We start from the raw sequence: 26,035 nt of genomic DNA, 5'->3' as shown, positions 1-26,035 counted from the left end.
TCCTCAGGTGCCAGTTGACGTAGCCAGATGGACAATCGCTTCTTCCGCAATGTTCTCACCTTTTAATTCACCCGAAACCTGCCCCTCCCTCATCACGAGCACACGGTCACTCATGCCGACAATTTCCTGCATTTCAGAACTAATCAGCAATATGCTCACACCGTTCTGCGCGCATTCGCGGACCAGGCGGTAAATTTCGGATTTTGCGCCGATATCGACACCACGTGTCGGCTCGTCCAGGATCAATATCTTGTCACTGATGTGGCGCCAGCGCGCGATCAGCACTTTTTGCTGATTGCCCCCCGACAAGTTGCCGACACGTGTGGCGGGTTGGGCGCCCGCAATCGACAGCGCATCAATTTCAGATGTCGCAAGTGCGGTTTCAGCCTGAAGGCTGATTACATTCGACGAAGACAGCGATTTCAGCCGCGGCGCACTGATGTTGGCCGCCACGCTGAGGTTCAGCATCAATCCCTGCCGCTTGCGATCCTCGGTCAGAAAGCCAACACCTTCAGAGATCGATTTGGCCGGTGTAGGATCAAAGGGATGCCCATTGATTTCAATGGAGCCGTCGGCCGGTTTGCGCAGACCGAAAATCATTTCCGCAAGCTCACTGCGTCCGGATCCGACCATGCCGGCAATCCCGAGGATCTCTCCGGCCCTGAGTTGCAGATCCACCGATTTGACCATGCGCTGGTCCGAAAGACCGTCGATTTTCAGAACGATCTGGTCGGCTGGATTTGGCTGTTTGGCGGGGTAGAGATCGGAAATCTGGCGGCCGACCATCATAGACACCAGCCCGTCGTGGGTCACGTCCGCAACATTTTGATGCCCGACAAGTTGGCCATCCTTGAGCACGGTCACCTCGTCAGCAATCTCGAAAATCTCATCCAGACGGTGCGAGATATAGACAATCGCAACACCCTGTTTCCTGAGTTGCGCCAGCCGCTCAAACAGCAGATCAACCTCTTGTCCGGAAATCACAGCGGTGGGTTCGTCCAGAAACAACACCTTGACCTTTCCGATCAGCGCACGCGCAATCTCGACCATTTGCTGATCGGCAACAGTCAGATCCCTGACCTTCTGGTCGACATCGATATGCGTCCCGAGATCGGACAAAATCGCGGCGCTGCGCCGACGCATCTCGCGCGCGTCCACCATGCCCAGCCGGGTTCGCGGCTCTTCCCCCAGAAATATATTCTCTGCAACGGTCATATCGGGAAACAGGATCAGTTCCTGATGCACCACGTGTATCCCCGCTTCGCGGGCCACACGGGCGGAATTCATTTCTTTGGGAACGCCATCCATAAACACGGCGCCAGAGTCGGGCTGAACCGCGCCGGACAATACACCCACCAACGTAGATTTCCCGGCCCCATTTTCGCCCACCAAGGCGTGAATGGAGCCGGGTGCAATCTCTATCCCGACATCATCAAGAGATTTGACGCCGGGATAGGATTTACAGATTCCTTCGCAAGAAAGAACTGCGGTCATAGGTTGGAGGCATCGAAGGTCGCAGGATCGTAATCCGGCCCAAGCCCTCCAGACAATAGGAAGTCATTCGGTTTGTCGGGCCGAATATAGTCATCAGCCCATTGATCGGCATGAACCGACGTTGTTTCGTCTCCTCGGGTCAACGTCATCATGTTGTTGATCGAGTGGATTTTGGCGACCGGAAGACCCTGAAGCGTGTTCAGCGCGATCTGCACCGCTTCCCCGCCCATCGCAGGCGGATAGTCGAAGTTGAACAGCGGGAACCCGTGCTCAATCGCCAGCTTCATTGGCCCGTTATAGTCGGTTGACGTGTGTGCCGGAATTTCTCCATGCCCATAACCCGCATCAAGGAATGCTTCGATGGAACCTGACACCTGTCCACCGAACTGCCCAAACACACCGTCGATCTGATCGCCGTATTTCTGGATCATTGCGGCCATGACGGTCTTGCCCTTGGCCGAACTGAAATCGCTGTAGACCCGATCCAACACGTTGATCTCCGGATATTGGTCAAAGATCTGCATGGCGGGAATGACACGATTGGTGTCAGGGCTGGCGCCAGCTGCACCTGAAAGGATGATAACATTGCCTTGATAGTCGAGCTTTTCCACCAGCCATTGAGCCATCATCCGCCCGATCGGGGCGTCGGCCGCTGTAGCAAATGAAACGTAATTGCCCGAGGTCACCGACCGATCGGTCATAACAACTGGAATGCCCCGGCGCATGGCGCGGGACACAACCGGATCGAGCGCGTCAGAGGTGTTCGCGGACACGATCAAAAGGTCCACACCCTGTGAGATCAGGTCTTCGACGTCTGAAACTTGCTTGGCGTCGTTGTGGTTCGCATCCGTTACGATGAAATCGCTGACCAGATCCTTGTTCCGGGCAACGGCGGCCTGCATTGAATGCAGCATCACGACGCGCCATGTGTCCCCCAGACCTGCATTCGAAAACCCGATCTTGTACGGACCATCCTTTTTATATTGTGTCGTGTCGGTGAATTCGATGTCGTTTGGCGACCACAGGTTCGGCCTCGGAATCCCATGATAGCCATTTTTCACACAACCGGTCTTTGTATCGGCCATGGCGGCGCCGCCGGCGGCGGCGGTCGCGACAAGCGCCCCGACGCCTGTCGCTGCCGTATTTTTGAAGAAATCTCGTCTGCTTTGGCGTGTGATCGACATCCCAGTCCTCCCAAATGTTCGAATCTGGTTTGATCTTATCCACGCCTCCCAGACCCCGAAGCACCGAATGGTTATGCTTGGCATCTCGGATCGCGATGGCTGTTGTAAAAGCAGCCGATCCTGCGAATACGCCGATATGTGCCGTCATCACTGCAGTCGTGCCAACGCCTGCCGGCCCAGAAACACAGGGTAGCGCAAACCCTTTTTAACCGCCGGAAGTCGGTTGTTCGAACCCGATAATGGGAGAAACGTTTGTCGCAAAAAGCGGACAGTAGCCGTTAAGTCTTTCGCAGTGAATTGGTGCTTTGTCCACGCTGCATGATTTCATCGTTTCGGATTTGCCGCACGCTGCATCAATGGCCGCAGTCTCTGCCGCACTGCAGATCAGATTTTGATGCCAGCGCAGAAAAATTCTCGCTGCGTGCACTCGCAGCAAGATTTTGACACTTCCGCTCAGGGCTCTCCTGACACCTTCGCCGCGCGGTGCATGAGCGCCCGCTTTGCCCGATGGGTCAGCGACACTGCCGGAAAAAGTCAATCTATTTGGCCATAAGGGTCAAAATGCTGGCCATAGGTGTCAAACTATGTGTCACGCAAGAGTTTGGGTCTGGTGGAGCCTAGGGGAGTCGAACCCCTGACCTCTTGCATGCCATGCAAGCGCTCTCCCAACTGAGCTAAGGCCCCGATCCGGTGCCGCTGTTGCGGCGGTGGACGGACGTTTATGAAACACTGCCGCCGAGCGCAAGCCCAAAATCCGGTTCAGACAAAAATATTCTGGTCAGATATTTGCCGCCGCCGGTAGGTCGGCAGCTGACAGGCAAGCGGAGCGGACACGCCCCGGTAAGGATCAGGACTCGTCTTCCGATGCTACATCGGTGATTTCGTCGAGCGAGACGTTATCCTCGTCGTCGTCATCGAGTATGTCGTCGTCGAGCTCAACATCGACATCGTCGTCGTCGAGGACAATATCGTCATCTGAGCTTGCTTCGCGTGCCTTGGCCGATGCCGCGTCCTCGGCATCTGCGGCGATCATCCGGCTCTTGCCGGTTTCCAGTTCTACGATCTCGCCGGTGTACGGGCTAACAATCGGGTTCTTGTTCAGGTCATAAAACCGCTTGCCGGTGGTCGGGCAAACGCGCTTTACGCCCCATTCTTCCTTGGGCATGTCAAATCCCCTTGATATCTGGTGAGTCTTAGCGACGATTCAGGTCACCTGCCATATGCAGTGGGGACTGTCAAAGCCTTTGCGCAAGAGGGAGCAGCACCATGGGAGGACACGCATTGCCGGGCCGGCCGCCGGTGCCGCTGACTCTGCGCCGTTCGGCCCGGGCGCGCAGGATCAGCCTGCGGATTTCCCAACTGGACGGGCGGGTTACGTTGACTTTGCCGCCCGGAGTACCAGAAGCCGAAGCGCTGGATTTTGCACGAACAAAGGAGGACTGGATTCGCCACCACCTAAACACCCGACCGGAGGATGCGCAGGTGGGTTTCGGCCAGCGTATTCCAATTGAAGGTGAAGTGCGGCGAATCGTGCGGGCCGAGGGGCGCAGGGTTGCGTTGCGCACGGATGAGGTGGCTGTTCCCGAAGGTGCCGAAGCGCAGCGATTGCGGAGTTTTCTAAAGGAGCTGGCGCGTGATCGGTTGACTGCGGCGTGCGATTATTACTCTGGGCAACTGGAGCAGTCCTACACCCGTATGACTTTGCGCGACACGCGCTCTCGCTGGGGGTCGTGCAGTTCGGCGGGGGCGTTGATGTTCTCCTGGAGGCTGATCCTTGCCCCGCCCGAGGTGCTGCGTTACGTCGCGGCGCATGAGGTCGCGCATCTGGTCGAGATGAATCATTCGCCCGCTTTTTGGGCGCAGGTTGAACGGATTCACGGGCCTTACGATAATGCGCGCCATTGGTTGCGAGAGCGCGGGGGCGGGCTGCACCGGTATCGGTTTGATGGCGCGCCGAGTTGACCTCGCTGAAATTTGTGATCACATGAGGGCATGTTGACTGCGCGCGCCACAGACACCCATTCGGCGACCCATGATCGGGTCTACCGTGCCTTGCGGTCCCGGATCATGCATGGCGAGATGGCGCCGGGGCAGCCGTTGACGCTGCGCGGTATCGGCAAGGATTTCGACGTATCGATGACACCTGCGCGCGAAGCGGTCCGCCGCCTGGCCGCGGAGGGGGCGCTGTTTCTGTCGTCATCAGGCCGGGTGTCGACGCCAGAGCTGACCAATGACCGGATCGAGGAACTGGCGGCATTGCGCGCGCTGTTGGAGGTCGAGTTGGCCAGCCGCGCCTTGCCACGGGCGCATATCGCGCTGATAGACCGGCTGCAGAGTATCAACATGACCGTGGCCGAGATGGTCACCAAGCGGGATGCGGTGGGGTATATCCGGGCCAATCTGGAATTTCACCGCACGCTTTATCTTCGGGCGCAGGCTCCGGCGATGCTGGCCATGGCCGAAACCGTTTGGCTGCAGTTGGGGCCGACGATGCGGGCGCTTTACGGGCGTCTGCGGCGCACCGATCCGCCGCATTTCCACAAGCTGATCATTGCGGCGCTGAAGGCGGGGGATGAGCCCGGGCTGCGTCTGGCGGTGCGGTCGGATGTGACGCAGGGGTTGCGGTTGCTGGTGACCTGAGCGCCTGTGGCGCGGGCGGGATTTGCGTATTTTTGGCAAGAAGAAGCAGTTGGGGTCTGGATTGAGCGGCGATGCCATCGAGATCTTGAGCGGCTTTTTGCCGGGGCGGTGATCTCTTCCGCGATGATCGGATCAACAGGCCGGATTGCCGCCGGGTTGGAGAAACGTCTGCTGGTGTCGTGCGGCTGATCGGAGTACCGTCAGGCAGGGCAAGAAGAGCAGGTTTCAGTCATGATCAATCGACGTGTATTTTCCGTTGGGCTTGGCGCAGCGCTGGTGTCGGCATGCAGCGGCGGGGGGGTGTCGCAAAGTGCGCCCAAGACGCGAATGCAGGCGGTTCCCAACGCAGGCTGGGACACCTGGGTTGCGGGGTTCAAGGGGCGTGCTGCGGCGCAGGGCATCTCGGCATCCACCATCGACCGCGCCTTTCGCGGGGCGGGATATCTGCCCGGTGTGATCGAACGCGACCGCAACCAGACCGAATTTAAGCGCTCGCTTGAGGATTATCTGGCCATCGCTGCCTCGGATGAGCGGGTGAGCACCGGTAAGGCGAAGCTGCGCCAGTATGGCGCGACGCTCAATCAGATCGAGGCGCGCTATGGGGTCGAACCCCAATATGTAACGGCGGTCTGGGGGCTGGAGAGCCGCTATGGTGCCCGGCGCGGTGATATTCAGGTGGTCTCGGCCCTGTCGACGCTGGCCTATGACGGGCGGCGAGGGGCGTTCTTTGAAAAGCAGCTCGTGGCGGCGCTGAGAATCCTGCAGAACGGCGACACAACTCCCGACCGGATGACCGGCAGCTGGGCCGGGGCAATGGGGCACACGCAGTTCATTCCGACCTCGTATCTGGCCTATGCGGTTGATTTTACCGGGGACGGGCGGCGTGATATCTGGGCGGACGATCCGACCGACGCGCTGGCCTCGGCCGCGGCGTATCTCAAGCGATCAGGCTGGACCTATGGCCAGCCCTGGGGCGTTGAGGTGCGGTTGCCGAACGGGTTCAATCGGGGGCTGGTGGGGCGCAGCATCCGGCGCAGCCCGGCGGATTGGGCGAGCCTTGGCGTTCGGGACGTGCGCGGGGGCAGAGTGCCCAATCACGGTGCGGCGTCGATCATCACGCCTGCAGGGACAAGCGGTCCAGCCTTCATGATCTTCAACAACTTCACCGTGATCACGCGCTACAACAATTCCGAAAGCTATGTGATCGGGATCGGGCATCTGGCCGATCGGATCATGGGCGGGCCGCCGATCCAGGGCCGCTTTCCGCCCGACGCGCAGGGCATGACGCTGGATGACCGCAAGGAGTTGCAGGAGCGGCTGACCAAGGCCGGGTTCGACACGCAGGGGTCCGACGGGGTGATCGGCTCGAACAGCCGGGCGGCGATCAGTGCCTATCAACGCGCGTCAGGGCTGCCGGTAACTGGGGAGCCGACGATGGAACTATTGCAAAGGCTGCGGCGCGGATAGGCCCCAAGGGCCTACCGCGACCAACGCGTTTGCAAACGGCTTAAGCCGCTTGCAAGCGGCTTGGTCCCTGGTCTCGATGCCGGTGCAGAGTAGCCCTGATCAGGCCGCCAGCCCCTTGGACCCGATATCAAGGAATTTCTGCCGACGGTCTTTGACTAGTGCGGCGCCGTCCTTGCCCTCAAGCTGGCCCAACATTGCAGCAATGGCCTTTCGAACCGAGTCGATCGTCGCGATCCGGTCGCGATGGGCGCCGCCCTTCGGCTCAGGAATTATCCGGTCGATCACCCCCAGTTTTTGCAGATCCTGCGCAGTCAGGCGCAGCGCCTCGGCGGCCTCGCGCATCTTCTCGGCATCCTTCCACAGGATCGAGGCGCAGCCCTCGGGCGAGATCACCGAATAAACCGAATGCTCCAGCATCGCCACGCGGTTGGCGGTCGCGAACGCCACAGCCCCGCCAGAGCCACCCTCGCCGATGATCACCGACACCAGCGGCACGCCGATCTTCAGGCACATCTCGGTCGAACGGGCGATGGCCTCGGACTGGCCGCGCTCTTCGGCGCCCTTGCCGGGATAGGCGCCGGCAGTATCGATCAGGGTGATTACCGGTAGGCCGAACCGTCCTGCCATCTCCATCAGGCGCACAGCTTTGCGATAGCCTTCGGGCCGGGCCATGCCGAAATTCCGCTCGATCCGCGATTTGGTGTCCGAGCCCTTTTCGTGCCCAATCACCATCACCGGCTGATCGTTGAACCGCGCCAGACCGCCCATCACTGCAAGATCGTCGGCAAAGTTCCGGTCGCCCGCCAACGGCGTGTATTCCGAGAACAGAGCCTCAATGTAATCCTTGCAATGGGGCCGCTCGGGATGCCGCGCCACCTGGCATTTCCGCCAAGGCGTCAGGTCTTTATAAAGCTCTTCCAGCAGCGAGGCCGCTTTGGCATCCAGCGCCGCGGCCTCGTCGGCCACATCCATCTCTTCATTGGCCCGGGCCAGTGCCCGCAACTCCTCCGCCTTGCCTTCGATCTCGGCCAGCGGTTTTTCGAAATCCAGATACTGGGTCATGGCGCCTCACGTGAGCGGAATTTCACGCTATATGACGTTCTCGCCCCCGGAATGCAACATCGCGGCCCCGCTGGCGGGGGTCATCCGATGCGGGTCCCGATTCACCTTATTTGGAAGGCACGTAACTGGCGGGGTTTCCATCGTCGCCTTGGTTGACCATGTAATACTGGCTCTCGCCGTCGTCCCAGACCAGGAAGGCGTCCTGCCCGGCAGGCTTGGTCTGCTCGCCCCAGGGCGCCTGGATGGTCAGCGCGTCGGATTGTGGATAGCCCAGCGCGCTGGCGCGGATCATTTCGACCGGAGTGGTCTTGAGCGCGCCCACCAGCCCCTCGGCACCGGAGTCGAACATGGCCTTGACCTCGGGCGCCATGTCCAGCCGTTCGATCAGGCGCGTGTTTTTCTCGGCCACATCGGCCAGCGGAACCAGTTCGTACTTATTGTCGAACGTATCCTTGCCGATGATGTAGAAATCGGTCCCGTCCTTCTGCATCTGCAAGGCGATGATTGAGCCCTTGTTGGCGGTCAGATAGGCCTGATCGTAACCGGTGGCATCCACGCTCCCCAACGCGGCGCGGATGGCGTCGGGGATATCCTCGAACCGGTCGCTGGTCAGGTGCCAGCCCAGAATCGGGCGGTCCTTGATGTAGCTTTCTTTGGTAGGGCTGTGTTCGCTCACCCGGGTGTTCAGCATGTCCTGGGTCTGCACCGGCAGATCCTCGCCCAGAACCGGGGCCGCGCAGGCTAGCGCAAGCCCGGTGGCGGCGAGGGTACGGCGGAGTTTGCGGGCGATCTTTTTCATGGCTGTCCTCCAATGGTCTCCCAGTCCAGAATGAGACGGGTTTGGTGCTGTCACGGTCCAGTCTAACAGGGGTGCGCGACGCAGGTAGGGGCAAAACCGCAAGATTTGCAAAGACCGGATGTGCGATCCGGGTGGGGCGAAAGGGCAAGGATGGAGCACCAGCAATGACAGCCAGCTACGAAGACCGCGTCCTGCGGGTTCTCAACCACATTCACGACAATCCCGCAGGCGATCTGTCGCTGGATGCGCTGGCCGATGTCGCCGCGATGTCCCGGTTCCACTGGCACCGGGTATTCCGGGCCGTGACTGGCGAGACCTGTGCGCAGGCGGTCCGGCGGATCAGGCTGCACCGGGCCGCCAACTGGCTGGTAAAAGGCGACAAGCCGCTGGCGAAAGTGGCGTCTGACGCGGGCTATTCCAATCTCAGCTCTTTCACGCGGGCCTTTGCCGAGGCCTATGGCGCCAGCCCCGCCGCCTTTCGCAAGGCGGGCCGACTGTTGCCACCTTACCCAGAGTTCAAAACCGGAGGATACCCCATGCATCCCGTCACCACCCGCACCGAACCCGCCCGTCGCATCGTCGGTCTGGCCCACAAGGGCGCCTATATGGAGATCGGCAAGAGTTTTGAGGCGTTCGGCGCCATCTGCGAAACCCGCCAGCTCTGGCAGCAGATGGGGCCGATGCTGGCCATCTATTTCGACAGTCCCGAGGACGTGCCCGAGCCCGATCTGCGCAGTTTTGCCGGGGGCGAGTATCGCGGCGAAGATGTGCCCGAGGGGTTGGAGGAACGGCAGATTCCCGGCGGCAAGACTGCCGTGCTGACCTACAAGGGGCCGTATTCTGGTATTCACGGCGCCTATCAATCACTCTTCGGCAACTGGCTGCCGCAATCGGGCGAGGAACCGGCGGACGTGCCCTGCTACGAGGTCTATCTCAACAATCCGCGTGAAACAGCGCCTGAGGATCTGCTGACCGAGATCTGCTTGCCGCTCAAATAGTCAGGCAGGCCAGAGCACCGGATAGAGCGAGGCCACAAGCAGCGCCGCCATGGTCCAGTTGAACATTGTTAGCCGACGCGGATTCGTCAGGAACCGCGCCATCTGCTGCCCCAGCACGGTCCAGGTGCTGACCGAGGGCAGGTTGATCGCGCCAAACACCGCCGCTACGACCAGAATGGCGCTTAGCGACTGGGTGGGGGCATAGGCGGTGGTGGCGGTCAGCGCCATCGCCCAGGCCTTGGGGTTCACCCATTGGAATGCGGCCGCCTGCAGGAAATTCATGGGCCGCCCCTCGGCCTCATGTTCCCGGATCGGCGCGGCGTTGGCGATTTTCCACGCCAGATAGAGCAGGTAGGCCACCGAGGCCGCCTTGAGCACCGTGTAACTCACCGGATAGGCGTCGAAAACCTGCACTAGCCCGGCGCCCACCATCAGCACCATGAAGGTGAAGCCCAACCCGATCCCTAGCATGTGCGGAATGGTGCGGCGAAAGCCGAAATTGGCGCCCGAGGCCATCAGCATCAGGTTGTTGGGCCCCGGCGTGATCGATGAGACAAAGGCAAAGGTCACCAGTGCGAGGAGCAGGTCATGGGTCATGGCGCAGAGAATCGGCGCAAATGGCCCAAATGAAATTGCGTTCTGGTGCGCGATGCGGCAGTTTGCGCAACAAATGGCGAAGATGGATGAGATAAACCACCGGATATTGCGTGAGCTCACCCGCGATGGGCGGGTCAGCAATCTGGAACTGGCCGACCGTGTTGGTCTGTCGCCCTCGGCCTGCCTGCGCCGGGTGCAGGAGCTGGAGCGCGCAGGCGTTATCGCGGGCTATCGCGCGGTGCTGAACCCGGCGGCGATGGGGGTGGGGTTCGTGGCCTATATCGGCGTTGGGCTGGGGGAGCACACCAAGGCGGCGCAGGAGGGGTTCGAGCGTGCATTGCAACAGGCGCCGGAAGTGGTCGAGTGCCACAACATCACAGGCACCATCGAATACCTGCTGCGCGTCGAATGCGCCGACCTGCCGTCGTACAAAACCTTCCACACCGAGGTGCTGGGCACGCTGCCCCATGTGACCTCGATCACCTCTTATGTGGTCATGGGCTCGCCCAAGGATATGCGGGCCTGATGGGGTAATTGTGATCCGCGCCGGGCTTGCCGCACAAAAATTTGAAGCCTAGGCTCATCACGATTTCGTTGCACAAGACCGGCATCAGACCGGCAGCGATGCGACCAACAGGGAGAAACGTATGAAATCCATTTTGACCGGAGCGGTTACCGCGCTGGGGCTGATGCTGGCCTCGGCTGGCATGGCCCAGACATTGAAGCTGAAACCCGCCAGTCCACAGCCCTCCAGTGTAAAACCGGGTCTGTCGGTGAAATACGCCTGGGGCGGACGGCCACCCGCAGCGATCAACAATCTTAAGATGGCTCGGAAGCTTCTGCAGAAAGAGGCCGAGCCGGGGCAGCCATTGAAGGGGCTGGACTACCGGGACACCGACAAGGGCGATCCGGTGATGACCTACAAGCAGCATTACAACGTGGCGGCGGACATCCGCGGCTATATCCGCTTCGATGCGCCGGGCGTGTATGAGCTCGAGACCTGGTCAAATGACGGGATCGACGCGCGGGTGTCGGGGCAGCAGATCGGGTTCGTGCGTGGGCGCCAGCCCTGCGAGGCCAATCAGCGGGTGACGGTCGAGGTTCCAAAGGCCGGCTGGTACGACCTGAGCATCCTCTATTACCAGAAATACGGCACCTCTTGCCTGATGATGAAATGGGGCAAGCAGGGGGAAAAGATGAAATGGGTGCCAAACGGGGCCTTCGGGCGCTGAACCCGACACTTTCCTGTCTGACGACTGCTTTACCGCCAAAAAGAAGAAGGGCGCCCCTTGGGCGCCCTTCTTCCGGATTTGCCAAACGGCATCAGCCGTTCGCGGCGATCAACTCGGCCTGTGCCACGATCACTTCGGCCTGCTTGATCGAGGCGATGTCGACCAGACGGCCCTTATAAACCGTCGCGCCTTCGCCGTTGGCCTTGGCCTGCTCCATTGCGGCCAGAATTTCGCGCGCCTCGCCTACGGCTTCATCCGACGGAGTAAAGACTTGATTGGCCAGCGCGATCTGTTTGGGATGGATCGCCCATTTGCCCACCATGCCCAACGTGGCCGAACGTTTGGCCTGCGCGATATAGCCTTCGTCATCCGAGAAGTCGCCAAACGGCCCGTCCACTGGCAGCACACCGTGGGTGCGGCAGGCGGCGACGATGGTGGCCTGCGCCCAGTGCCAGGGGTCCGACCAGTGCTTTTCGCCCTCGCGCAGCATATAGTAGTTTTCCTGCGTGCCGCCGATGCCGGTGGTCTGCATCCCCATCGAGGCGGCGAAGTCCGCCGCGCCCAGGCTCATCGCCTGCATGCGCGGGGACGATGCGGCGATTTCCTCGACATGGGCGATGCCGGCTGCGGATTCGATGATCACCTCGAAACTGACCGGCTTGGTCCGGCCCTTGGCGCGCTCGATGGCGGTGACCAGCGCGTCCACGGCATAGACATCCGCCGCGCAGCCCACCTTTGGGATCATGATCTGGTCCAGCCGGTCGCCCGCCTGTTCCAGCACATCCACCACGTCGCGGTACCAATAGGGCGTATCCAGCCCGTTGATCCGCACCGACATGTATTTGTTGCCCCAATCGACGGTATTCAGCGCCTCGATCACATTGGCGCGGGCCACGTCCTTGTCGCTGGGTGCCACCGAGTCTTCGAGATCGAGATTGATCACATCCGCCGCCGAGGCCGCCATTTTCGGGAACAGCTTGGTGTTCGAGCCGGGGCCGAACAGCTGGCAGCGGTTGGGGCGCGCGGGGGCAGCGGGCTGGGTGCGGAAACTCATGGGTGGTCCTCTCGCGGGTAAGGAAATTGCGATTTTGTCCTGAGATGGGGTATTAAATTGCGCGAGTCTGCGCAAGCGTCTTTGTGCACATGCAGCATTGGCGGCGCAGCATCTTCGCGATGGGCGCCGTTTGAGGCGATTAAAGATTAATCAGTTTGAAAACTTCGAAGGATTTTGCGCGAGCTAACAGGTATGCGCGAAATTCTTCCGTCCGGGCCGCGCGAGGCCGGAAAAAACGCGAAACGCTCGTCAGGGCCGTTCAATACCTTACGCCGGAATCAAAGGAGTGCACCGCAATGATCGAGACACCGTATCTGTTGTTTTTGGGCGATGCGCCCGACCAGCTGGCGGCCAAGGTGGCCCAGGGCATCAAGGACTGGCGTCCGGAAAACGCCGTGGGTCAGTTCCGCATGGACGGTTGCAAGGCCGATCTGGGGCTCAAAGACATGGATCTGGTCGAGGCCCGCGAGGCCGGTGCCAAGACGCTGGTGATCGGCGTTGCCAACCGTGGCGGCGTGATCAGCCAGGAATGGAAGAAGGTGCTGGTGATGGCGCTGGAGGAAGGGTTCGACTTGGCCAGCGGTTTACACAACCTGCTGCGCGACGAACCCGATCTGGTGGCCGTGGCCGAAGCGACCGGGCGCACGCTGCACGATGTGCGGGTGCCGTCGGTGGATTACCCGATTGCCAACGGCATCAAGCGCAGGGGCAAACGGTGTCTTGCGGTGGGCACTGATTGTTCGGTGGGCAAGATGTACACCGCGCTGGCGATGGATGCCGAGATGCGCAAGCGGGGGATGAAATCCACCTTCCGCGCCACCGGCCAGACCGGCATCCTGATCACCGGCGACGGTGTGCCGCTGGACGCGGTGATCGCCGATTTCATGGCCGGGTCGGTGGAATGGCTGACCCCGGACAACGAAGACGATCATTGGGATCTGATCGAGGGTCAGGGCTCGCTGTTCCATGTCTCTTACTCGGGCGTGACCATGGCGCTGATCCATGGCGGCCAGCCGGACGCGCTGATCCTGAGCCATGAACCGACCCGCGAGCATATGCGGGGTCTGCCGACCTATCAGTTGCCGTCGCTGGAAACGCTGCGTGACACCGCGCTGAGTCTGGCGTTGGTGGCAAACCCCGACTGCAAGGTGGTGGGCATCTCGGTGAACACTCAGCACATGAGCGAAGAGGACGCCAGTGCCTATCTGGCCAAGGCTGAGGCCGAGATGGGCCTGCCCGCGACCGACCCGTTCCGGTTCGGGCCGGACAAGCTGGTGGATGCGCTGGCCGCGATGTGATCTAAGCTCGGCGCCGGTGGCGGGGTGGTGCGCCTCCGGCGGGAGTATTTGAAAAAAGATGAAGGAGCGGGCGCGTGCAGGTTGAGATCTCTCGCGATGTGTTCCGGCTGGCGCAGGTATTCACTATCTCGCGCGGGTCGCGGACCGAGGCAAAGGTGTTGACGGTTCGGGTGTCGGACGGGGCGCATCAGGGCTGGGGCGAGTGTGTGCCTTATGCCCGCTATGACGAGACCCTGGAGTCGGTCGAGGCAGAGATTGCCGGGCTGCCTGCGGAGTTCACCCGCGAGGGGCTGATGGAGTTGCTGCCTGCGGGTGCTGCGCGCAACGCGGTGGATTGCGCACTGTGGGATCTGGAGGCCAAGCGGGCGGGCAAGCGCGCGTGGGAGTTGGCCGGGCTGCCAGTGCCAGAGCCGGAGATCACCGCCTATACCCTGTCGCTGGATACGCCCGATGCAATGCGGGAACAGGCGGCGAAAAATGCGCATCGGCCTCTGCTCAAGATCAAGCTGGGAACGCCGGATGACATGCCGCGCTTGGAAGCAGTGCGCGCGGGCGCACCCGATGCCAAGGTCATCATCGATGCCAATGAAGGCTGGTCGGCGGAGGTGTATGCCGATCTGGCGCCGCATCTGATGCGGTTGGGCGTGGCGCTGGTCGAACAGCCCTTGCCTGCCGGGGACGATGAGGCGCTGATCGGGATGGAGCGCCCGGTGCCGGTTTGTGCCGACGAGAGCTGCCATGACCGGGCCAGTCTGCCGGGGCTCAAGGGTAAATACGATGTGGTCAACATCAAGCTCGACAAGACCGGCGGTCTGACCGAGGCGCTGAAGCTGCGCGAGGCGGCGCTGGCCGAGGGCTATGGCATCATGGTGGGCTGCATGGTCGGCTCGTCGCTCGCCATGGCTCCGGCGACGCTGGTGGCGCAGGGTGCGATGGTGACGGACCTTGACGGCCCGCTTCTGTTGGCCGAAGACCGCGATGAGCCGCTGATTTTTGACGACGCCGGAGTGCATCCGCCCAAGGCGGCACTTTGGGGTTAAGCCCCTTACCCCGAACCTCTCCCCTGAGGAGAGAGGGGGCGCAATTGGAAAGGACTGTGAGACGCATGACCCGTACCGTGTATGTGAATGGCGAGTATCTGCCTGAGACCGAGGCCAAGGTTTCGATCTTTGACCGTGGGTTCCTGATGGCTGATGCGGTGTACGAGGTGACCAGTGTGCTGGATGGCAAGCTGATTGACTTCGAGGGCCACGCGGTGCGCCTGAAGCGCTCGCTGGACGAGTTGGACATGGCCGAGCCGTGCAGCAAGGAGCAGCTGCTGGAGGTTCACCGCAAGCTGGTGGAGCTGAACGGCATCGAAGAGGGGCTGGTTTATCTGCAGGTCTCGCGCGGCTCCGATGGTGATCGGGATTTCGTGTTTCCTTCGGCGGATACCAAGCCGACCATCGTGCTCTTCACTCAGAACAAGCCCGGCCTGGCCGACAGTCCGGCGGCTGCGAAGGGCAACAGGATCATCTCGATCGAGGATATCCGCTGGGGCCGTCGCGACATCAAGACGACGCAGTTGCTTTACCCTTCCATGGGCAAGATGATGGCTAAGGCGGCGGGCTGTGACGATGCATGGCTGATCGAGGATGGTTATGTGACCGAGGGCACCTCGAACAACGCCTATTTCGTCAAGAACGGCAAGATCGTCACCCGTCCGTTGTCGACCGATATCCTGCACGGCATCACCCGCAAGGCGGTGCTGCGGATGGCGGCGGAGGCACAGATGGAGATCGAAGAGCGTCTGTTCACCATCGACGAGGCGAAAGAGGCGGATGAGGCGTTCACCACCTCGGCCAGCGCCTTCGTGATGCCGGTGGTCGAGATCGACGGGGTGACACTTGGCGACGGCACGCCGGGCCCCGTCGCGAAACGTTTGCGCGAGATCTATCTGGACGAAAGCCGCAAGGCGGCGGTCTGAAGCGGCAAAACCGACCCCAACCTGACGAAAACGGACCGTTTTCCAATCCTCCCGCTGCTAGCCTGCCGGTGGGAGGATTTTTCATGCGACCATTCGAGGGGCTGCGAGTTCTGGATCTGACACATGTCTTTGCCGGGCCGTTCTGCGCTTATCAGCTGGGCGTGTTGGGTGCCAAGGTGATCAAGATCGAGCCGGTGGACCGGCCCGACATGACGCGTGCGGATGGAGCCGATGCGGAGCTGAACGCGGCCGGAATGGGGCTCTCCTTTCAGGCGCAGGGAGGCGGCAAGCGGGCACTGGCGCTGGATCTGAAATCCGACGCAGGGCGAGCAATCTTCGACCGGTTGCTGGCGACGGCGGATGTGGTGGTGCAGAACTATACCGCGCACGCGGTCGAGGAGTTGGGGCTGGGTTATGACCGGCTGGCGGCGCTTAAACCCGATCTGATCTATTGCGCCATCAGCGGGTTCGGGGCGACCGGTCCCAAGGCGGCGCATCCCGCCTACGACGTTGTGATTCAGGCCTATGCGGGCGTGATGGCCGCCAATGGCGAGGCCGGGAGCGATCCGGTCAGGGTCGGTCCGGCCATGGTCGACTACGGCACCGGCGCGCAGGCGGCGCTGGCGATCTCGGCGGCGCTTTATGGCCGGGCGCTGACAGGGCAGGGGCGGCGGATCGACGTTGCGATGGCCGATTGTGCGCTGATGCTAATGAACTCGCACACCGCAACGACGCTGGCGACCGGAGTGGCGCCCAGGCCGCACGGTAATCGGGATCCGTCGCTGGCGGGTTATGCGACCTATGAGACCGCTGAAGGCACTCTGATGATCGGGGCCCATACCAACGCTCAGATGGCGAACCTGATGCGGGCGGTTGGAGAGGATGCGGTGGCCGATGAGTTGGCCGCGACACCACGCGCAGAGATTGCCGGGCGCAGGGAAGGCGACGCTGCGCTACTGGCCGGTGTTTTGCGCGGCAAAACGGCGGCGGAGTGGGAGGAGATCCTGAACACTCATCACGTTCCCGCCGCGCGGGTGAGGGGGCTGTCCGAAGCGCTGGATGAGCCGCAATTTGGGGCCCGCAACGTGGTGCAGCAGGTCGGGCAGGACCGGTTCGCGGTGGCCGGCTTTACTTATGACCGCGGCACGCCTTCGCTGGACAGCGCGCCCCGCGCCCATGGGGCCGACAGCCGGGCGGTGCTGGAAGAGTTGGGCATCGACGCGGCCACATTCAACGATCTGGCCGCGCGGGGAGTAGTGTTCAGCCCTTCTTGTGCACGTTTTCCTCGAACGCGACCTTAAAGGCGGCCTGTTTCTCGGCACTCGCCTCGGTCTGATAATTGGCTTTCCACTCGTCCATGGTCATGCCGTAGAAAACCTCGCGGGCCGTATTCTTGTCCATCTCGATGCCCTTGTCGTTGGCCGCCTCCTGATACCAGCGCGCCAGGCAGTTGCGGCAAAAGCCGGCCAAATTCATCATGTCGATGTTCTGCACATCCGTCCGGTCCTCCATCAGGTGTTTCTGAAGGCGGCGAAAGGCGGCGGCCTGGAGTTCGATTTCGGTCTGCTGGTCCATGTCTTGGCTCCGAAGTGAGTATTTGGCGTCCCTGTGCCCGAGGTAGCAATCAACGCCCCCGGTTACAACAAAAGAGGGGGCCGGCAGGCCCCCTGCGGTTGGTTTCAGGCCATAGGATCAGGCCAGTTTCAGCGCCAGCCAGGGCATCAGGCAGAACACCAGCGTCAGCACCTTGTAGTTGGCGAGGTACTTGAAATACGCCTTGCGCACATCCGCCGGCTCCATCTGGAACATCCGGCCATGCACGCGCACGGCCCAGTCCTGCAGAACCAGCACCATCAGCGTGCTGAAGATCAGCAGGCCAAGGTTCAGCACGGTCATCCATCCGAAGACGGCAGTCAGGGTTTCATGGGTCATCTGCGCCTCCTGTTCGTGGAATTTCCTGTTGGGCCTTCCCTATTTATATGGGGTCGCAAGAGCGCCCTCACAAGAATGTGAGGGTCGAATTGGGGAGCATATGACCCCGCGTCAGACGCCTGAGTCTTCCAGGGCCGCTTCCAGAATCGGGGCCAGGCGTTCGGCCCAGGCGCGCTGACCGGCGTGGTCGGCGATCAGGTCATTACGCAATTCGATGAGGGCATTTGGGCGGTTATGCGCCGTGCCGTGCTTGTCGATGGCGTCGCCGGGCAGATAGCCGGTATAGGGCTCGTTCTCGCCCACCGTCAGATCGCCCTCGGCCCTCAGCCGTTCGATGAACGGGCGTGAGAAGCGTTCGTCCTGCGTATAGAGCACTCCGATCTCCCACGGGCGCGGATCGCGGCCCCGCAACTGGCGCGTAAAGGAGTGCATCGAAACGATCACCGCGTGCGGCAGGGCGGCCATCCGCGCCAGCGCCTCGTGATAGGGGCGATAGCACATGTTCAGCCGCCGCTCGCGCTCGGTCGCGTTGGCATGGCGGTTGCCGGGAATGATCGAGCCGTCATAGAGCTTCATAAGCAAGGTCGGATCGTCCTCACCGCGGTTGGGATCGATCACCAGACGCGAGAAATTGGCGGCGATCACCGGGGCGTTCAGGATTTCGCCCAGATGTTTCGACACTTCATAGGCGCCGACATCATAGGCGATATGGCGCTCCATATCCTCACGCGGCAGGCCAAGGTCGCCGCCGTTGACTTCGGGCGGTACGGTATTGGTTGCATGATCGCATGTGATCAGCCAGCGGGACGGCCTGTCCTCGCCGTGAATGAAGAACGGAGAATATGTCATCAGCCTGTCATCTTGTTTGCCGCAGGTGTAGGGCAGTTGCCTGCGAAAGGGAATTGCGCGATAAGCGGCCTCAAGCGCTGTTTGCGGTAACATTTGCGAATTGAGGAGATCAGGGACGTGCGACGCCTGAGAAATGTGAAAATCGTGGCGACGCTGGGACCGGCGTCGGAAGACTATGACGTGATCCGCGCGCTGCACGAGGCCGGGGCGGACGTTTTCCGTCTGAACATGAGCCACGGCAGCCATGACGAGATTCGCGAAAAGCACCGCATCATCCGGCAGGTGGAAAAGGATCTGGACAGCACGATTGCGATTCTGGCCGATCTTCAGGGTCCCAAGCTGCGCGTGGGTGTCTTTGCCAATGACGCCGAAGAGCTGGAAGAGGGCGCGGCATTCCGGCTGGATCTGGACGAAGCACCCGGCGATGCCTCGCGCGTGTGCCTGCCGCATCGCGAGATTTTCGAGGCGCTGGAAACCGGTGCGCATCTGCTGGTCAATGACGGCAAGATCCGTCTGCGCGTCGAAAGCTGTGGCGCGGATTTCGCCGATTGTGTGGTGGTGACCGGTGGCACGATCTCGAACCGCAAGGGGGTGAACGTGCCGGATGTTGTGCTGCCCCTGGCGGCGCTGTCGGACAAGGACCGTTCTGATCTGGAATTCGTGTGCCAGTTGGGTGTGGACTGGCTGGCACTGAGTTTCGTGCAGCGGGCCAAGGACGTGTTCGAGGCGCGCTCGCTCGCCGATGGCCGTGCCGCGATCCTGTCGAAGATCGAGAAACCGGCGGCGGTCGAGGCGTTTGATGAAATCCTCGATGCCTCGGACGGGATCATGGTGGCACGGGGCGATCTGGGAGTGGAATTGCCGGTCTCGGCAGTGCCGCCGATCCAGAAGCGGCTGGTGCGGCGCTGCCGGGCGGCGGCCAAACCTGTGATCGTGGCGACCCAGATGCTGGAAAGCATGATCGAAAGCCCGATGCCCACGCGCGCCGAGGTTTCGGACGTGGCCACTGCCATCTATGAAGGAACGGATGCCATCATGCTCAGCGCGGAATCGGCGGCTGGCGGGTATCCGATCGAAGCCGTACAAACGATGGACAAAGTGGCGACCGAGGTCGAGGCCGATCCGACCTATACCCAGATCATCGCCGCGTCCCGCAGCGCGATGGGCACCACGATCGCCGACGGTATCGTGGCCGCTGCGCGCGAGATCGCGGAAAAGACCGATATCAAGGCGATCTGCTGTTTCACCCAGAGCGGTACGACCGCCCTGCTGACCGCGCGCGAACGGCCCGGCGTGCCGATCATCGCCATGACCTCGCTGCAGGGCACCGCGCGCAGGCTATGCCTGAGCTGGGGTTGCAACTGCGTGATGACGCCCGAGCTGGAGCGGTTCAAAAGCGCGGTGGTCAGCGCTGCGCGGGCGGCGCGGGCCGGTGGGTTTGCCATCGAGACGGATCAGATCGTGGTGACCGCCGGTGTGCCCTTCAACGTGCCCGGCACCACCAACATTCTGCGGATCGCGCCCTGTGACGAGCGCCTGATCTATAACACTGATCCGGGCTGATGGTCGCCTGACATTTCAATAGCTGACGGCCTTCACTCCGACAGGTTCCTTGACGGTCTCCATGACGGTGAAGGAGCTTGTCTGATGAATGCCGGGTAGCTTGTTGATTTTCTCTCCGAGCACCATGCGGAAATGCGCGATGTCGCGGGTTCTCACCGTCAGGAGATAGTCGAAAGAGCCTGCAACCATCAGGCAGCTTTCAATCTCGGGCACTTTGCGAACGGCTTCGTTGAATTTGTCCAGCGACTGTTCGGCGGTTGCCGCAAGGGACACCTGAACGACCGTCAGATGCGCCAGCCCCAGCCGCTCCTTGTCGACAACCGCGCTGTAGCCGGTGATATAGCCGGTCCGCTCCAGCCGTTTGACCCGTTCCGAGCATGGCGTATTCGTCAGATTGACGCGCGCGGCAAGCTCGACAATTGGCAGGCGGCCATTGGCCTCAAGCTCCTGCAGGATGCGTTGATCGATCTTATCCAAATCTCTGTCTATCAGTAAAAATCCCTGCATTAATACCAAGAAACGACAGTTATCACTGATAATAGCCCAAAAAAATCTCCATTTCCTAGTGATTTTTCCTGATACTTCCGTAAGGGCAGTCTTCAAGTCGAGTTCCCAAATCTGGCTGCCCTGTCGGGGAACAACATCCCCGATCAAATGAAAAAACGGAGGAAGGACATGACAGCTAAAATTGTCATAGGACTTGACGGGACAGAAGCCGGCGAACGGGCGATTGCCTTTGCCAAGGATCTGGCAGGACGGATCGACGGCAGTGAATTGCTGGTGGTTTATGTCATTGAGTGGTCCCCATTCACATTCCAGACCCCTGAGGAGAACGCTCAACGGCACAAGCGGAGGGAAGAAGAAATCGAAACGGCGATGACGCGGGTCGTTACCCCGGCGGTCGAGTCGCTCAAGGCGGCGGGTTTCAGCGCGCAAGGTGTCGTGCGTCATGGCGACGTGGCCGAAACGCTGAACGCCATAACGGTGGAAAACAACGGGTCGCAGATCGTGGTCGGACGATCCTCGGCAGATGGCTTTACCAAACGCATCTTTGGCAGCGCGACGCAGAACCTGGTCATGCATGCCGATGTTCCGGTCACCGTTGTGAAATAGGAGAGGGACGATGAAACAGACATGCAAATTCGGACTGGCGGGTGCGGCGACCGCGCTGCTGGCCAGCTCCGCCGCCGCGCAGGAGGCGCCGGGCCTCGACGAAACAATCAATCAGGCCTTTGCCGATCTGACCGGGCCTTTCGTAAGCTTCATCTTTGCACCGTTCCCGGGAACCGGCTTCCCGTGGATCGTGATGTGGCTGGTGATCGCCGCGTCGGTGTTCACGCTCTACTTTGCCTTCGTGCAGATGCGCTTTTTCAGCCACGCCATCAGCCTGGTCAAAGGGGACTACTCCGATCCCAATGACGCGGGCGAGGTCAGCCACTTTCAGGCGCTGGCGACCGCGCTTTCGGGGACGGTTGGCCTTGGCAACATCGCTGGTGTGGCCGTCGCGGTCGGTATCGGCGGGCCGGGGGCAACGTTCTGGATGATCCTTGCCGGTCTTCTGGGAATGGCGTCGAAATTCACCGAATGTACGCTGGGCGTGAAATACCGCAACGAGTATGACGACGGCACCGTATCCGGTGGTCCGATGTATTACATGTCCAAGGGCTTTAACGAACTGGGCCTGCCAGGCGGTAAAATCCTCGCGGTTCTGTTCTCGATCTTCTGTATCCTGGGTGCCCTTGGCGGCGGCAACATGTTCCAGGCCAACCAGGCCCATCAGCAGATCGCCGGCATTGTCGGTGACTATCCGGGCTGGATCACCGGTCTGGTCTTTGCTGCGGTCGTGTTCCTGGTGATTGTTGGTGGCCTCAAGTCCATCGCCCGCGTGACGGAAAAAGTCGTGCCGTTCATGGGCGTGATGTACGTGGTAACGGCCTTGGTCATCATCGGCATGAACGCCGACAAGATCGGCTGGGCCTTTGGCCAGATCTTTGCCGGTGCCTTTACCGGCCTGGGTGTCGCGGGCGGCATGGTCGGTGCGCTGATCCAGGGCTTCAAGCGCGCCGCATTCTCGAACGAGGCGGGCGTTGGCTCGGCGGCCATCGCACACTCGGCCGTGCGGACCAAGGAGCCGATCACCGAAGGGTTCGTCTCGCTGCTTGAACCGTTCATCGACACGGTCGTGATCTGCACCATGACCGCCCTGGTTATCATCATCACCCAGCAGATGATCATCGACCCGGAAACCGGTAATTATATGCTGAACGAAGCCGGCACGGCGATTGCCACAGTAGACGGCAACTCCGGCGTCAGCCTGACCTCGGCCGCCTTCGGCAGTGCCTTCAGCTGGTTCCCGTATATCCTTGCGATCGCGGTGATCCTGTTTGCCTTCTCGACCATGATCAGCTGGTCCTATTACGGCCTCAAGGCCTGGACCTATCTGTTCGGTGAAGGTCACACCAAGGAATTGGTGTTCAAGATCATCTTCTGCATCTTCGTGGTCATCGGTGCCGCCGCCAATCTTGGTCCGGTCATCGACTTCTCGGATGCGGCGATCTTTGCCATGGCGGTTGTGAACGTCTTCGCGCTCTACTTCCTGATGAAAGTTGTGCGTGAGGAGCTTGCATCCTACGCCTCGCGGCTGAAAAGCGGTGAAATCCGCAAGTTTGCGGGCTAAGTGACAACTCGCCGGGGCGGCCAGATCGCCCCGGTGACCGACCGGCGCTTGAAAAGCGCAGATTCCGGTCCAAACCCCCTTGCCAGTATGACCGAACTTGCGTAAACGGCGCTTCTGATCGCGTGACCGGCCAGTGTGGCATGCCGAGTCGCGTTTTGTACCGAACCTTTGAAAGGAGCCGGAAATGCCCAAGATGAAGACAAAGTCGAGCGCCAAGAAGCGCTTTAAGGTGACTGCGACCGGTAAGGTCATGTCGGCTCAGGCCGGCAAGCGTCACGGCATGATCAAGCGGACCAAGAAATTCATCCGCGACGCCCGTGGCACCACCACCCTGTCCGCCCCCGACGCAAAGATCGTCAAGGGCTACATGCCCTACGACCGCTAAGAGGAGATTTGAGAGATGTCCCGCGTTAAAGGTGGAACCGTAACTCACGCCCGTCACAAGAAGGTCATCAAGGCCGCCAAAGGTTACTATGGCCGCCGCAAGAGCACCTTCAAGGTTGCCCGTCAGGCCGTAGACAAGGCCAATCAGTACGCAACCCGCGACCGCAAGAACCGCAAGCGCAACTTCCGCGCGCTGTGGATCCAGCGGATCAACGCTGCTGTCCGTTCGCACGACGAGGCCCTGACCTATTCCCGCTTCATCAACGGCCTGAACCTGGCCGGCATCGAAGTGGACCGTAAGGTTTTGGCCGATCTGGCCGTGCACGAGCCCGAAGCGTTCGGCGCAATCGTTGCCAAGGCACAGGCCGCTCTGACCGCCTGATCAGGCTCAGATCCCGAGATTTCCTGAAACCGCCGTCCCAACCGGGGCGGCGGTTTTCGTATTGAATTCCACCATCGTCAGAACGGGGTTGTTATGGCAGATTGCCCGAGATTGTGAGGCAGGGGACGACCGTGAAACTCATTCGGGACATCATCGAACAGCTGGAAACACCGCGCGATCAGCGACCTTTGGGCAGCGGCTGGCTGTCCGGCACCATGGCGTTGCTGGCTGCGCTGACCGGGCTGCTGCTGGTGCTGTTGCGCTGGTACCCCGAAACTTTTTCGTATCCACAGATCGCATTCGTTCATTCCAGTGGATACGTCACCGCCTTTCTGCGCTTTGTGCTGCTGGCGGGATACGCGCTGTCGCTGCTCAGCCTGATCCTGAGCCGCCGCAAGGCGCTGGGCTGGGCCGCGCTGGGGCTATCGGTCATCGCCTCGCTGATGGCGACCACCCAGCCGCAGCATGCGGGCGAAGCGCCGCAGAGCCTGTATTTCGGGCTGGACTATTTCATCGTCAACGTCTTGCTCGTGGGGTTCCTGTTCGTGCCGCTCGAACGCTTCTTCCCTGCGCGCGGCGATCAGACCGTGTTCCGCGCCGAATGGCAGGAGGACATGTTCTATTACCTCGTCAGCTCGATGCTGGTGCAGGTGCTGTCCTTTGTCACGCTGGCCCCTGCCAATTTCGTCAACGCACAGATCCCGCTGGACGATATCCGCATGCATATCACCAACCTGCCCTTCTTCGTGCAGGTGGCGATCATCATGGCGGCCACCGATTTCGTGCAATACTGGGTGCATCGGGCGTTCCACACCTTCCCCGCGCTCTGGCATTTCCACGCCATTCACCACTCCACCAAAAAGATGGACTGGCTGGCGGGCGCCCGCATGCATTTCATCGAAATCGCTGTCCTGCGTAGCCTGACAGCGCTGCCGATGTTCACGCTGGGCTTCAAGCCCGAGGCGATTCAGGCCTATCTGCTGATCGTCTATTTCTACTCCAGCTTCATCCACGCCAATATTGGTTGGAAGCTGGGCTTTATCGAACGCTTCTTCGTCACCCCGCGCTTTCACCACTGGCACCACGGCAGCGACCGTGAGGCGATCGACATCAATTATGCCTCGCATTTCCCGATCTATGACTGGCTGTTTGGCACCCACCATCTGCCCGATGAGGCATGGCCTGAGAACTATGGTGTCGTAGGGGATTCGGTGCCGCGCGGCTACTGGCGGCAGTTTCTATACCCCTTCAACCACCAGCGTTGGAAAAAGGCGCCCGATGGCGCCTCGAACCCCGACACGTAAGGCGCGCGGGCTTGAAGCCTGCCTTGTGCCGGGGTAGCAGGGGGCAAGGATGCAAAAGGGCACGGCCGATGGACGATCTTAAGGCGAAATATCTGGGACAGATTGCGGATGCGGGCGACGAGTCCGCGCTTGAGGCGATCCGTGTGGCCGCTGTGGGCAAAAAAGGCGAGGTCGCGCTGAAAATGCGCGAGCTGGGCAAGATGACCCCCGAGGAACGCCAGGTCGCCGGCCCCGCGCTGAACGCGCTGAAGGATGAGATCAACTCGGCGCTGTCCGCCAGGAAGGCCGCCTTGGCCGACGCCGCGCTGGATGAGCGTCTGCGCACCGAATGGCTGGACGTGACACTGCCCTCGCGCCCGCGCCGTCAGGGCACGCTGCACCCGATCAGCCAGGCCAGCGAAGAGTTGACGGCGATCTTTGCCGAGCTGGGCTTCTCGGTCGCCGAAGGCCCGCGGATTGAGACCGACTGGTACAATTTTGACGCGCTGAACATCCCCGGCCACCATCCCGCGCGGGCCGAGATGGACACGTTCTACATGCACCGCGCACCGGGCGACAATCGTCCGCCGCATGTGCTGCGCACCCATACCTCGCCGGTGCAGATCCGGTCGATGGAAAAGCAGGGCGCGCCGATCCGGGTGATCTGTCCGGGCGGTGTATATCGCGCCGACTACGACCAGACCCACACGCCGATGTTCCATCAGGTCGAGGGGCTGGCCATCGACAAGGATATCTCGATGGCGAACCTGAAATGGGTTCTGGAAGAGTTCGTGAAGGCGTTCTTCGAGGTCGATGACGTCGAGCTGCGCTTCCGCGCCTCGCATTTCCCGTTCACCGAGCCGTCGGCCGAGGTCGACATCCGCTGCTCGTGGGAGGGCGGTCAACTCAAGATCGGCGAGGGCGACGACTGGATGGAGATCCTCGGCTCGGGCATGGTGCATCCCAAGGTAATCGAGGCCGGTGGCATCGACCCCGAGGTCTATCAGGGCTTTGCCTTTGGCATCGGCATCGACCGTCTGGCGATGCTGAAATACGGCATCCCGGATTTGCGGGCGTTCTTCGATAGCGACCTGCGCTGGCTGCGGCACTACGGGTTCGCGGCGCTGGATTTGCCGAACCTGCATGGTGGTTTGTCTCGGTGATCTCCTCTGCT

At 61.2% G+C, this 26,035-nt stretch carries 28 protein-coding genes and 1 tRNA gene; 17 read left to right on the top strand and 12 right to left on the bottom strand.

Annotated elements, in window-relative coordinates; translation table 11 throughout:
* Positions 1-3: 3 nt before the first annotated feature.
* From GOX53_RS16390 to GOX53_RS16375, 4 genes are all read right to left on the bottom strand, one after another.
* A complete protein-coding gene (locus tag GOX53_RS16390) occupies positions 4-1,494 on the bottom strand; it encodes a sugar ABC transporter ATP-binding protein (RefSeq protein WP_171178167.1) in 1,491 nt (496 codons plus the stop codon).
* Positions 1,491-2,678: an ABC transporter substrate-binding protein gene (locus GOX53_RS16385; RefSeq protein WP_171178166.1), complete on the bottom strand. Its 1,188-nt coding sequence runs from the start codon at positions 2,676-2,678 to the stop codon at positions 1,491-1,493. The genes GOX53_RS16390 and GOX53_RS16385 overlap by 4 nt, the downstream gene beginning before the upstream one ends.
* Positions 2,679-3,286: 608 nt before the next feature.
* A tRNA-Ala gene (locus tag GOX53_RS16380) sits at positions 3,287-3,362 on the bottom strand.
* Positions 3,363-3,525: 163 nt separating this feature from the next.
* Positions 3,526-3,843: a TIGR02300 family protein gene (locus tag GOX53_RS16375; protein ID WP_171178165.1), complete on the bottom strand. Its 318-nt coding sequence runs from the start codon at positions 3,841-3,843 to the stop codon at positions 3,526-3,528.
* A gap of 101 nt (positions 3,844-3,944) precedes the next feature.
* Here GOX53_RS16375 and GOX53_RS16370 point away from each other — a divergent pair, with 101 nt between their 5' ends.
* The 3 genes from GOX53_RS16370 (at position 3,945) to GOX53_RS16360 (ending at position 6,785) form a co-directional block, all read left to right on the top strand.
* Positions 3,945-4,640: a M48 family metallopeptidase gene (locus tag GOX53_RS16370; protein WP_171178164.1), complete on the top strand. Its 696-nt coding sequence runs from the start codon at positions 3,945-3,947 to the stop codon at positions 4,638-4,640.
* Between the two features lie 30 nt (positions 4,641-4,670).
* A complete protein-coding gene (locus GOX53_RS16365) occupies positions 4,671-5,318 on the top strand; it encodes a GntR family transcriptional regulator (RefSeq protein ID WP_171178163.1) in 648 nt (215 codons plus the stop codon).
* Positions 5,319-5,549: 231 nt separating this feature from the next.
* A complete protein-coding gene (locus tag GOX53_RS16360) occupies positions 5,550-6,785 on the top strand; it encodes a lytic murein transglycosylase (RefSeq protein WP_171178162.1) in 1,236 nt (411 codons plus the stop codon).
* 99 nt (positions 6,786-6,884) lie between these two features.
* On the opposite strand, the gene GOX53_RS16355 is transcribed toward GOX53_RS16360, so the two are convergent.
* Complete coding sequence (locus GOX53_RS16355; protein WP_171178161.1) at positions 6,885-7,847, bottom strand: acetyl-CoA carboxylase carboxyltransferase subunit alpha; 963 nt, start codon at positions 7,845-7,847, stop codon at positions 6,885-6,887.
* 106 nt (positions 7,848-7,953) lie between these two features.
* Positions 7,954-8,646 carry a hypothetical protein gene (locus GOX53_RS16350; protein ID WP_171178160.1) on the bottom strand — a complete coding sequence of 231 codons (693 nt, stop codon included), beginning with the start codon at positions 8,644-8,646 and terminating at the stop codon, positions 7,954-7,956.
* Between the two features lie 164 nt (positions 8,647-8,810).
* Here GOX53_RS16350 and GOX53_RS16345 point away from each other — a divergent pair, with 164 nt between their 5' ends.
* Positions 8,811-9,644: a GyrI-like domain-containing protein gene (locus GOX53_RS16345; RefSeq protein WP_171178159.1), complete on the top strand. Its 834-nt coding sequence runs from the start codon at positions 8,811-8,813 to the stop codon at positions 9,642-9,644.
* Here the strand turns inward: GOX53_RS16345 and GOX53_RS16340 are convergent, their stop codons facing one another.
* Positions 9,645-10,241: a LysE family translocator gene (locus tag GOX53_RS16340; protein WP_171178158.1), complete on the bottom strand. Its 597-nt coding sequence runs from the start codon at positions 10,239-10,241 to the stop codon at positions 9,645-9,647.
* A gap of 73 nt (positions 10,242-10,314) precedes the next feature.
* Between GOX53_RS16340 and GOX53_RS16335 the strand changes: the two genes are divergently transcribed.
* Positions 10,315-10,767, top strand: coding sequence for an Lrp/AsnC family transcriptional regulator (locus GOX53_RS16335; protein WP_171178207.1), 453 nt, complete (start codon positions 10,315-10,317; stop codon positions 10,765-10,767).
* A gap of 121 nt (positions 10,768-10,888) precedes the next feature.
* A complete protein-coding gene (locus tag GOX53_RS16330) occupies positions 10,889-11,473 on the top strand; it encodes a PA14 domain-containing protein (RefSeq protein WP_171178156.1) in 585 nt (194 codons plus the stop codon).
* A gap of 91 nt (positions 11,474-11,564) precedes the next feature.
* On the opposite strand, the gene GOX53_RS16325 is transcribed toward GOX53_RS16330, so the two are convergent.
* Positions 11,565-12,527 carry an L-malyl-CoA/beta-methylmalyl-CoA lyase gene (locus GOX53_RS16325; protein ID WP_171178154.1) on the bottom strand — a complete coding sequence of 321 codons (963 nt, stop codon included), beginning with the start codon at positions 12,525-12,527 and terminating at the stop codon, positions 11,565-11,567.
* A gap of 296 nt (positions 12,528-12,823) precedes the next feature.
* Between GOX53_RS16325 and dgcN the strand changes: the two genes are divergently transcribed.
* The 4 genes from dgcN (at position 12,824) to GOX53_RS16305 (ending at position 17,092) form a co-directional block, all read left to right on the top strand.
* On the top strand, positions 12,824-13,825 hold the full coding sequence (gene dgcN, locus GOX53_RS16320) for an N-acetyltransferase DgcN (RefSeq protein WP_171178152.1): 1,002 nt from the start codon (positions 12,824-12,826) through the stop codon (positions 13,823-13,825).
* A gap of 74 nt (positions 13,826-13,899) precedes the next feature.
* Entirely contained in the window at positions 13,900-14,865 is a 966-nt protein-coding gene (gene dgcA, locus GOX53_RS16315) for an N-acetyl-D-Glu racemase DgcA (RefSeq protein ID WP_171178150.1), read from the top strand.
* A gap of 65 nt (positions 14,866-14,930) precedes the next feature.
* Positions 14,931-15,791 (top strand): D-amino-acid transaminase, encoded by an 861-nt coding sequence (locus tag GOX53_RS16310; protein ID WP_171178148.1) that lies wholly within the window; start codon positions 14,931-14,933, stop codon positions 15,789-15,791.
* 83 nt (positions 15,792-15,874) lie between these two features.
* The gene (locus tag GOX53_RS16305) at positions 15,875-17,092 is read left to right on the top strand and encodes a CaiB/BaiF CoA-transferase family protein (protein WP_171178146.1); all 1,218 of its coding nucleotides are present in this window, start codon (positions 15,875-15,877) and stop codon (positions 17,090-17,092) included.
* Here GOX53_RS16305 and GOX53_RS16300 read toward each other — a convergent pair.
* The 3 genes from GOX53_RS16300 to GOX53_RS16290 all read right to left on the bottom strand — a co-directional run bounded on the left by GOX53_RS16300 (position 17,052) and on the right by GOX53_RS16290 (position 18,572).
* Positions 17,052-17,366, bottom strand: coding sequence for a DUF1244 domain-containing protein (locus tag GOX53_RS16300; protein ID WP_171178144.1), 315 nt, complete (start codon positions 17,364-17,366; stop codon positions 17,052-17,054). The two genes, GOX53_RS16305 and GOX53_RS16300, sit on opposite strands and share 41 nt — an antisense overlap.
* 117 nt (positions 17,367-17,483) lie before the next feature.
* Positions 17,484-17,723 carry a DUF6868 family protein gene (locus GOX53_RS16295; RefSeq protein WP_171178142.1) on the bottom strand — a complete coding sequence of 80 codons (240 nt, stop codon included), beginning with the start codon at positions 17,721-17,723 and terminating at the stop codon, positions 17,484-17,486.
* Positions 17,724-17,834: 111 nt separating this feature from the next.
* A complete protein-coding gene (locus GOX53_RS16290; protein WP_171178140.1) occupies positions 17,835-18,572 on the bottom strand; it encodes an N-formylglutamate amidohydrolase in 738 nt (245 codons plus the stop codon).
* Positions 18,573-18,689: 117 nt separating this feature from the next.
* On the opposite strand from GOX53_RS16290, the gene pyk reads away from it, so the two are divergent.
* On the top strand, positions 18,690-20,135 hold the full coding sequence (pyk, locus tag GOX53_RS16285; protein ID WP_171178138.1) for a pyruvate kinase: 1,446 nt from the start codon (positions 18,690-18,692) through the stop codon (positions 20,133-20,135).
* Positions 20,136-20,150: 15 nt separating this feature from the next.
* Here the strand turns inward: pyk and GOX53_RS16280 are convergent, their stop codons facing one another.
* Positions 20,151-20,624: an Lrp/AsnC family transcriptional regulator gene (locus GOX53_RS16280; RefSeq protein WP_367936661.1), complete on the bottom strand. Its 474-nt coding sequence runs from the start codon at positions 20,622-20,624 to the stop codon at positions 20,151-20,153.
* Positions 20,625-20,810: 186 nt separating this feature from the next.
* Between GOX53_RS16280 and GOX53_RS16275 the strand changes: the two genes are divergently transcribed.
* The 6 genes from GOX53_RS16275 (at position 20,811) to pheS (ending at position 26,024) form a co-directional block, all read left to right on the top strand.
* Positions 20,811-21,248 (top strand): universal stress protein, encoded by a 438-nt coding sequence (locus GOX53_RS16275; protein WP_171178136.1) that lies wholly within the window; start codon positions 20,811-20,813, stop codon positions 21,246-21,248.
* A gap of 10 nt (positions 21,249-21,258) precedes the next feature.
* The gene (locus GOX53_RS16270) at positions 21,259-22,812 is read left to right on the top strand and encodes a sodium:alanine symporter family protein (protein ID WP_171178134.1); all 1,554 of its coding nucleotides are present in this window, start codon (positions 21,259-21,261) and stop codon (positions 22,810-22,812) included.
* A 184-nt stretch (positions 22,813-22,996) separates the two neighbouring features.
* Entirely contained in the window at positions 22,997-23,197 is a 201-nt protein-coding gene (gene rpmI / locus GOX53_RS16265; protein ID WP_039523697.1) for a 50S ribosomal protein L35, read from the top strand.
* A 15-nt stretch (positions 23,198-23,212) separates the two neighbouring features.
* Complete coding sequence (gene rplT, locus GOX53_RS16260) at positions 23,213-23,578, top strand: 50S ribosomal protein L20 (RefSeq protein WP_152457001.1); 366 nt, start codon at positions 23,213-23,215, stop codon at positions 23,576-23,578.
* Between the two features lie 131 nt (positions 23,579-23,709).
* Positions 23,710-24,882 (top strand): sterol desaturase family protein, encoded by a 1,173-nt coding sequence (locus GOX53_RS16255; protein WP_371810331.1) that lies wholly within the window; start codon positions 23,710-23,712, stop codon positions 24,880-24,882.
* Positions 24,883-24,950: 68 nt separating this feature from the next.
* Positions 24,951-26,024: a phenylalanine--tRNA ligase subunit alpha gene (pheS, locus tag GOX53_RS16250; RefSeq protein WP_171178131.1), complete on the top strand. Its 1,074-nt coding sequence runs from the start codon at positions 24,951-24,953 to the stop codon at positions 26,022-26,024.
* Positions 26,025-26,035: the final 11 nt, after the last annotated feature.

Origin of the sequence: Ruegeria sp. HKCCD8929, assembly GCF_013031405.1 — a bacterium.
In the GTDB taxonomy this organism is placed as follows: Bacteria; Pseudomonadota; Alphaproteobacteria; order Rhodobacterales; family Rhodobacteraceae; genus Ruegeria.
Note: the sequence above shows the minus strand (reverse complement) of the source record. Positions and strands in the feature narration are given on the sequence as shown.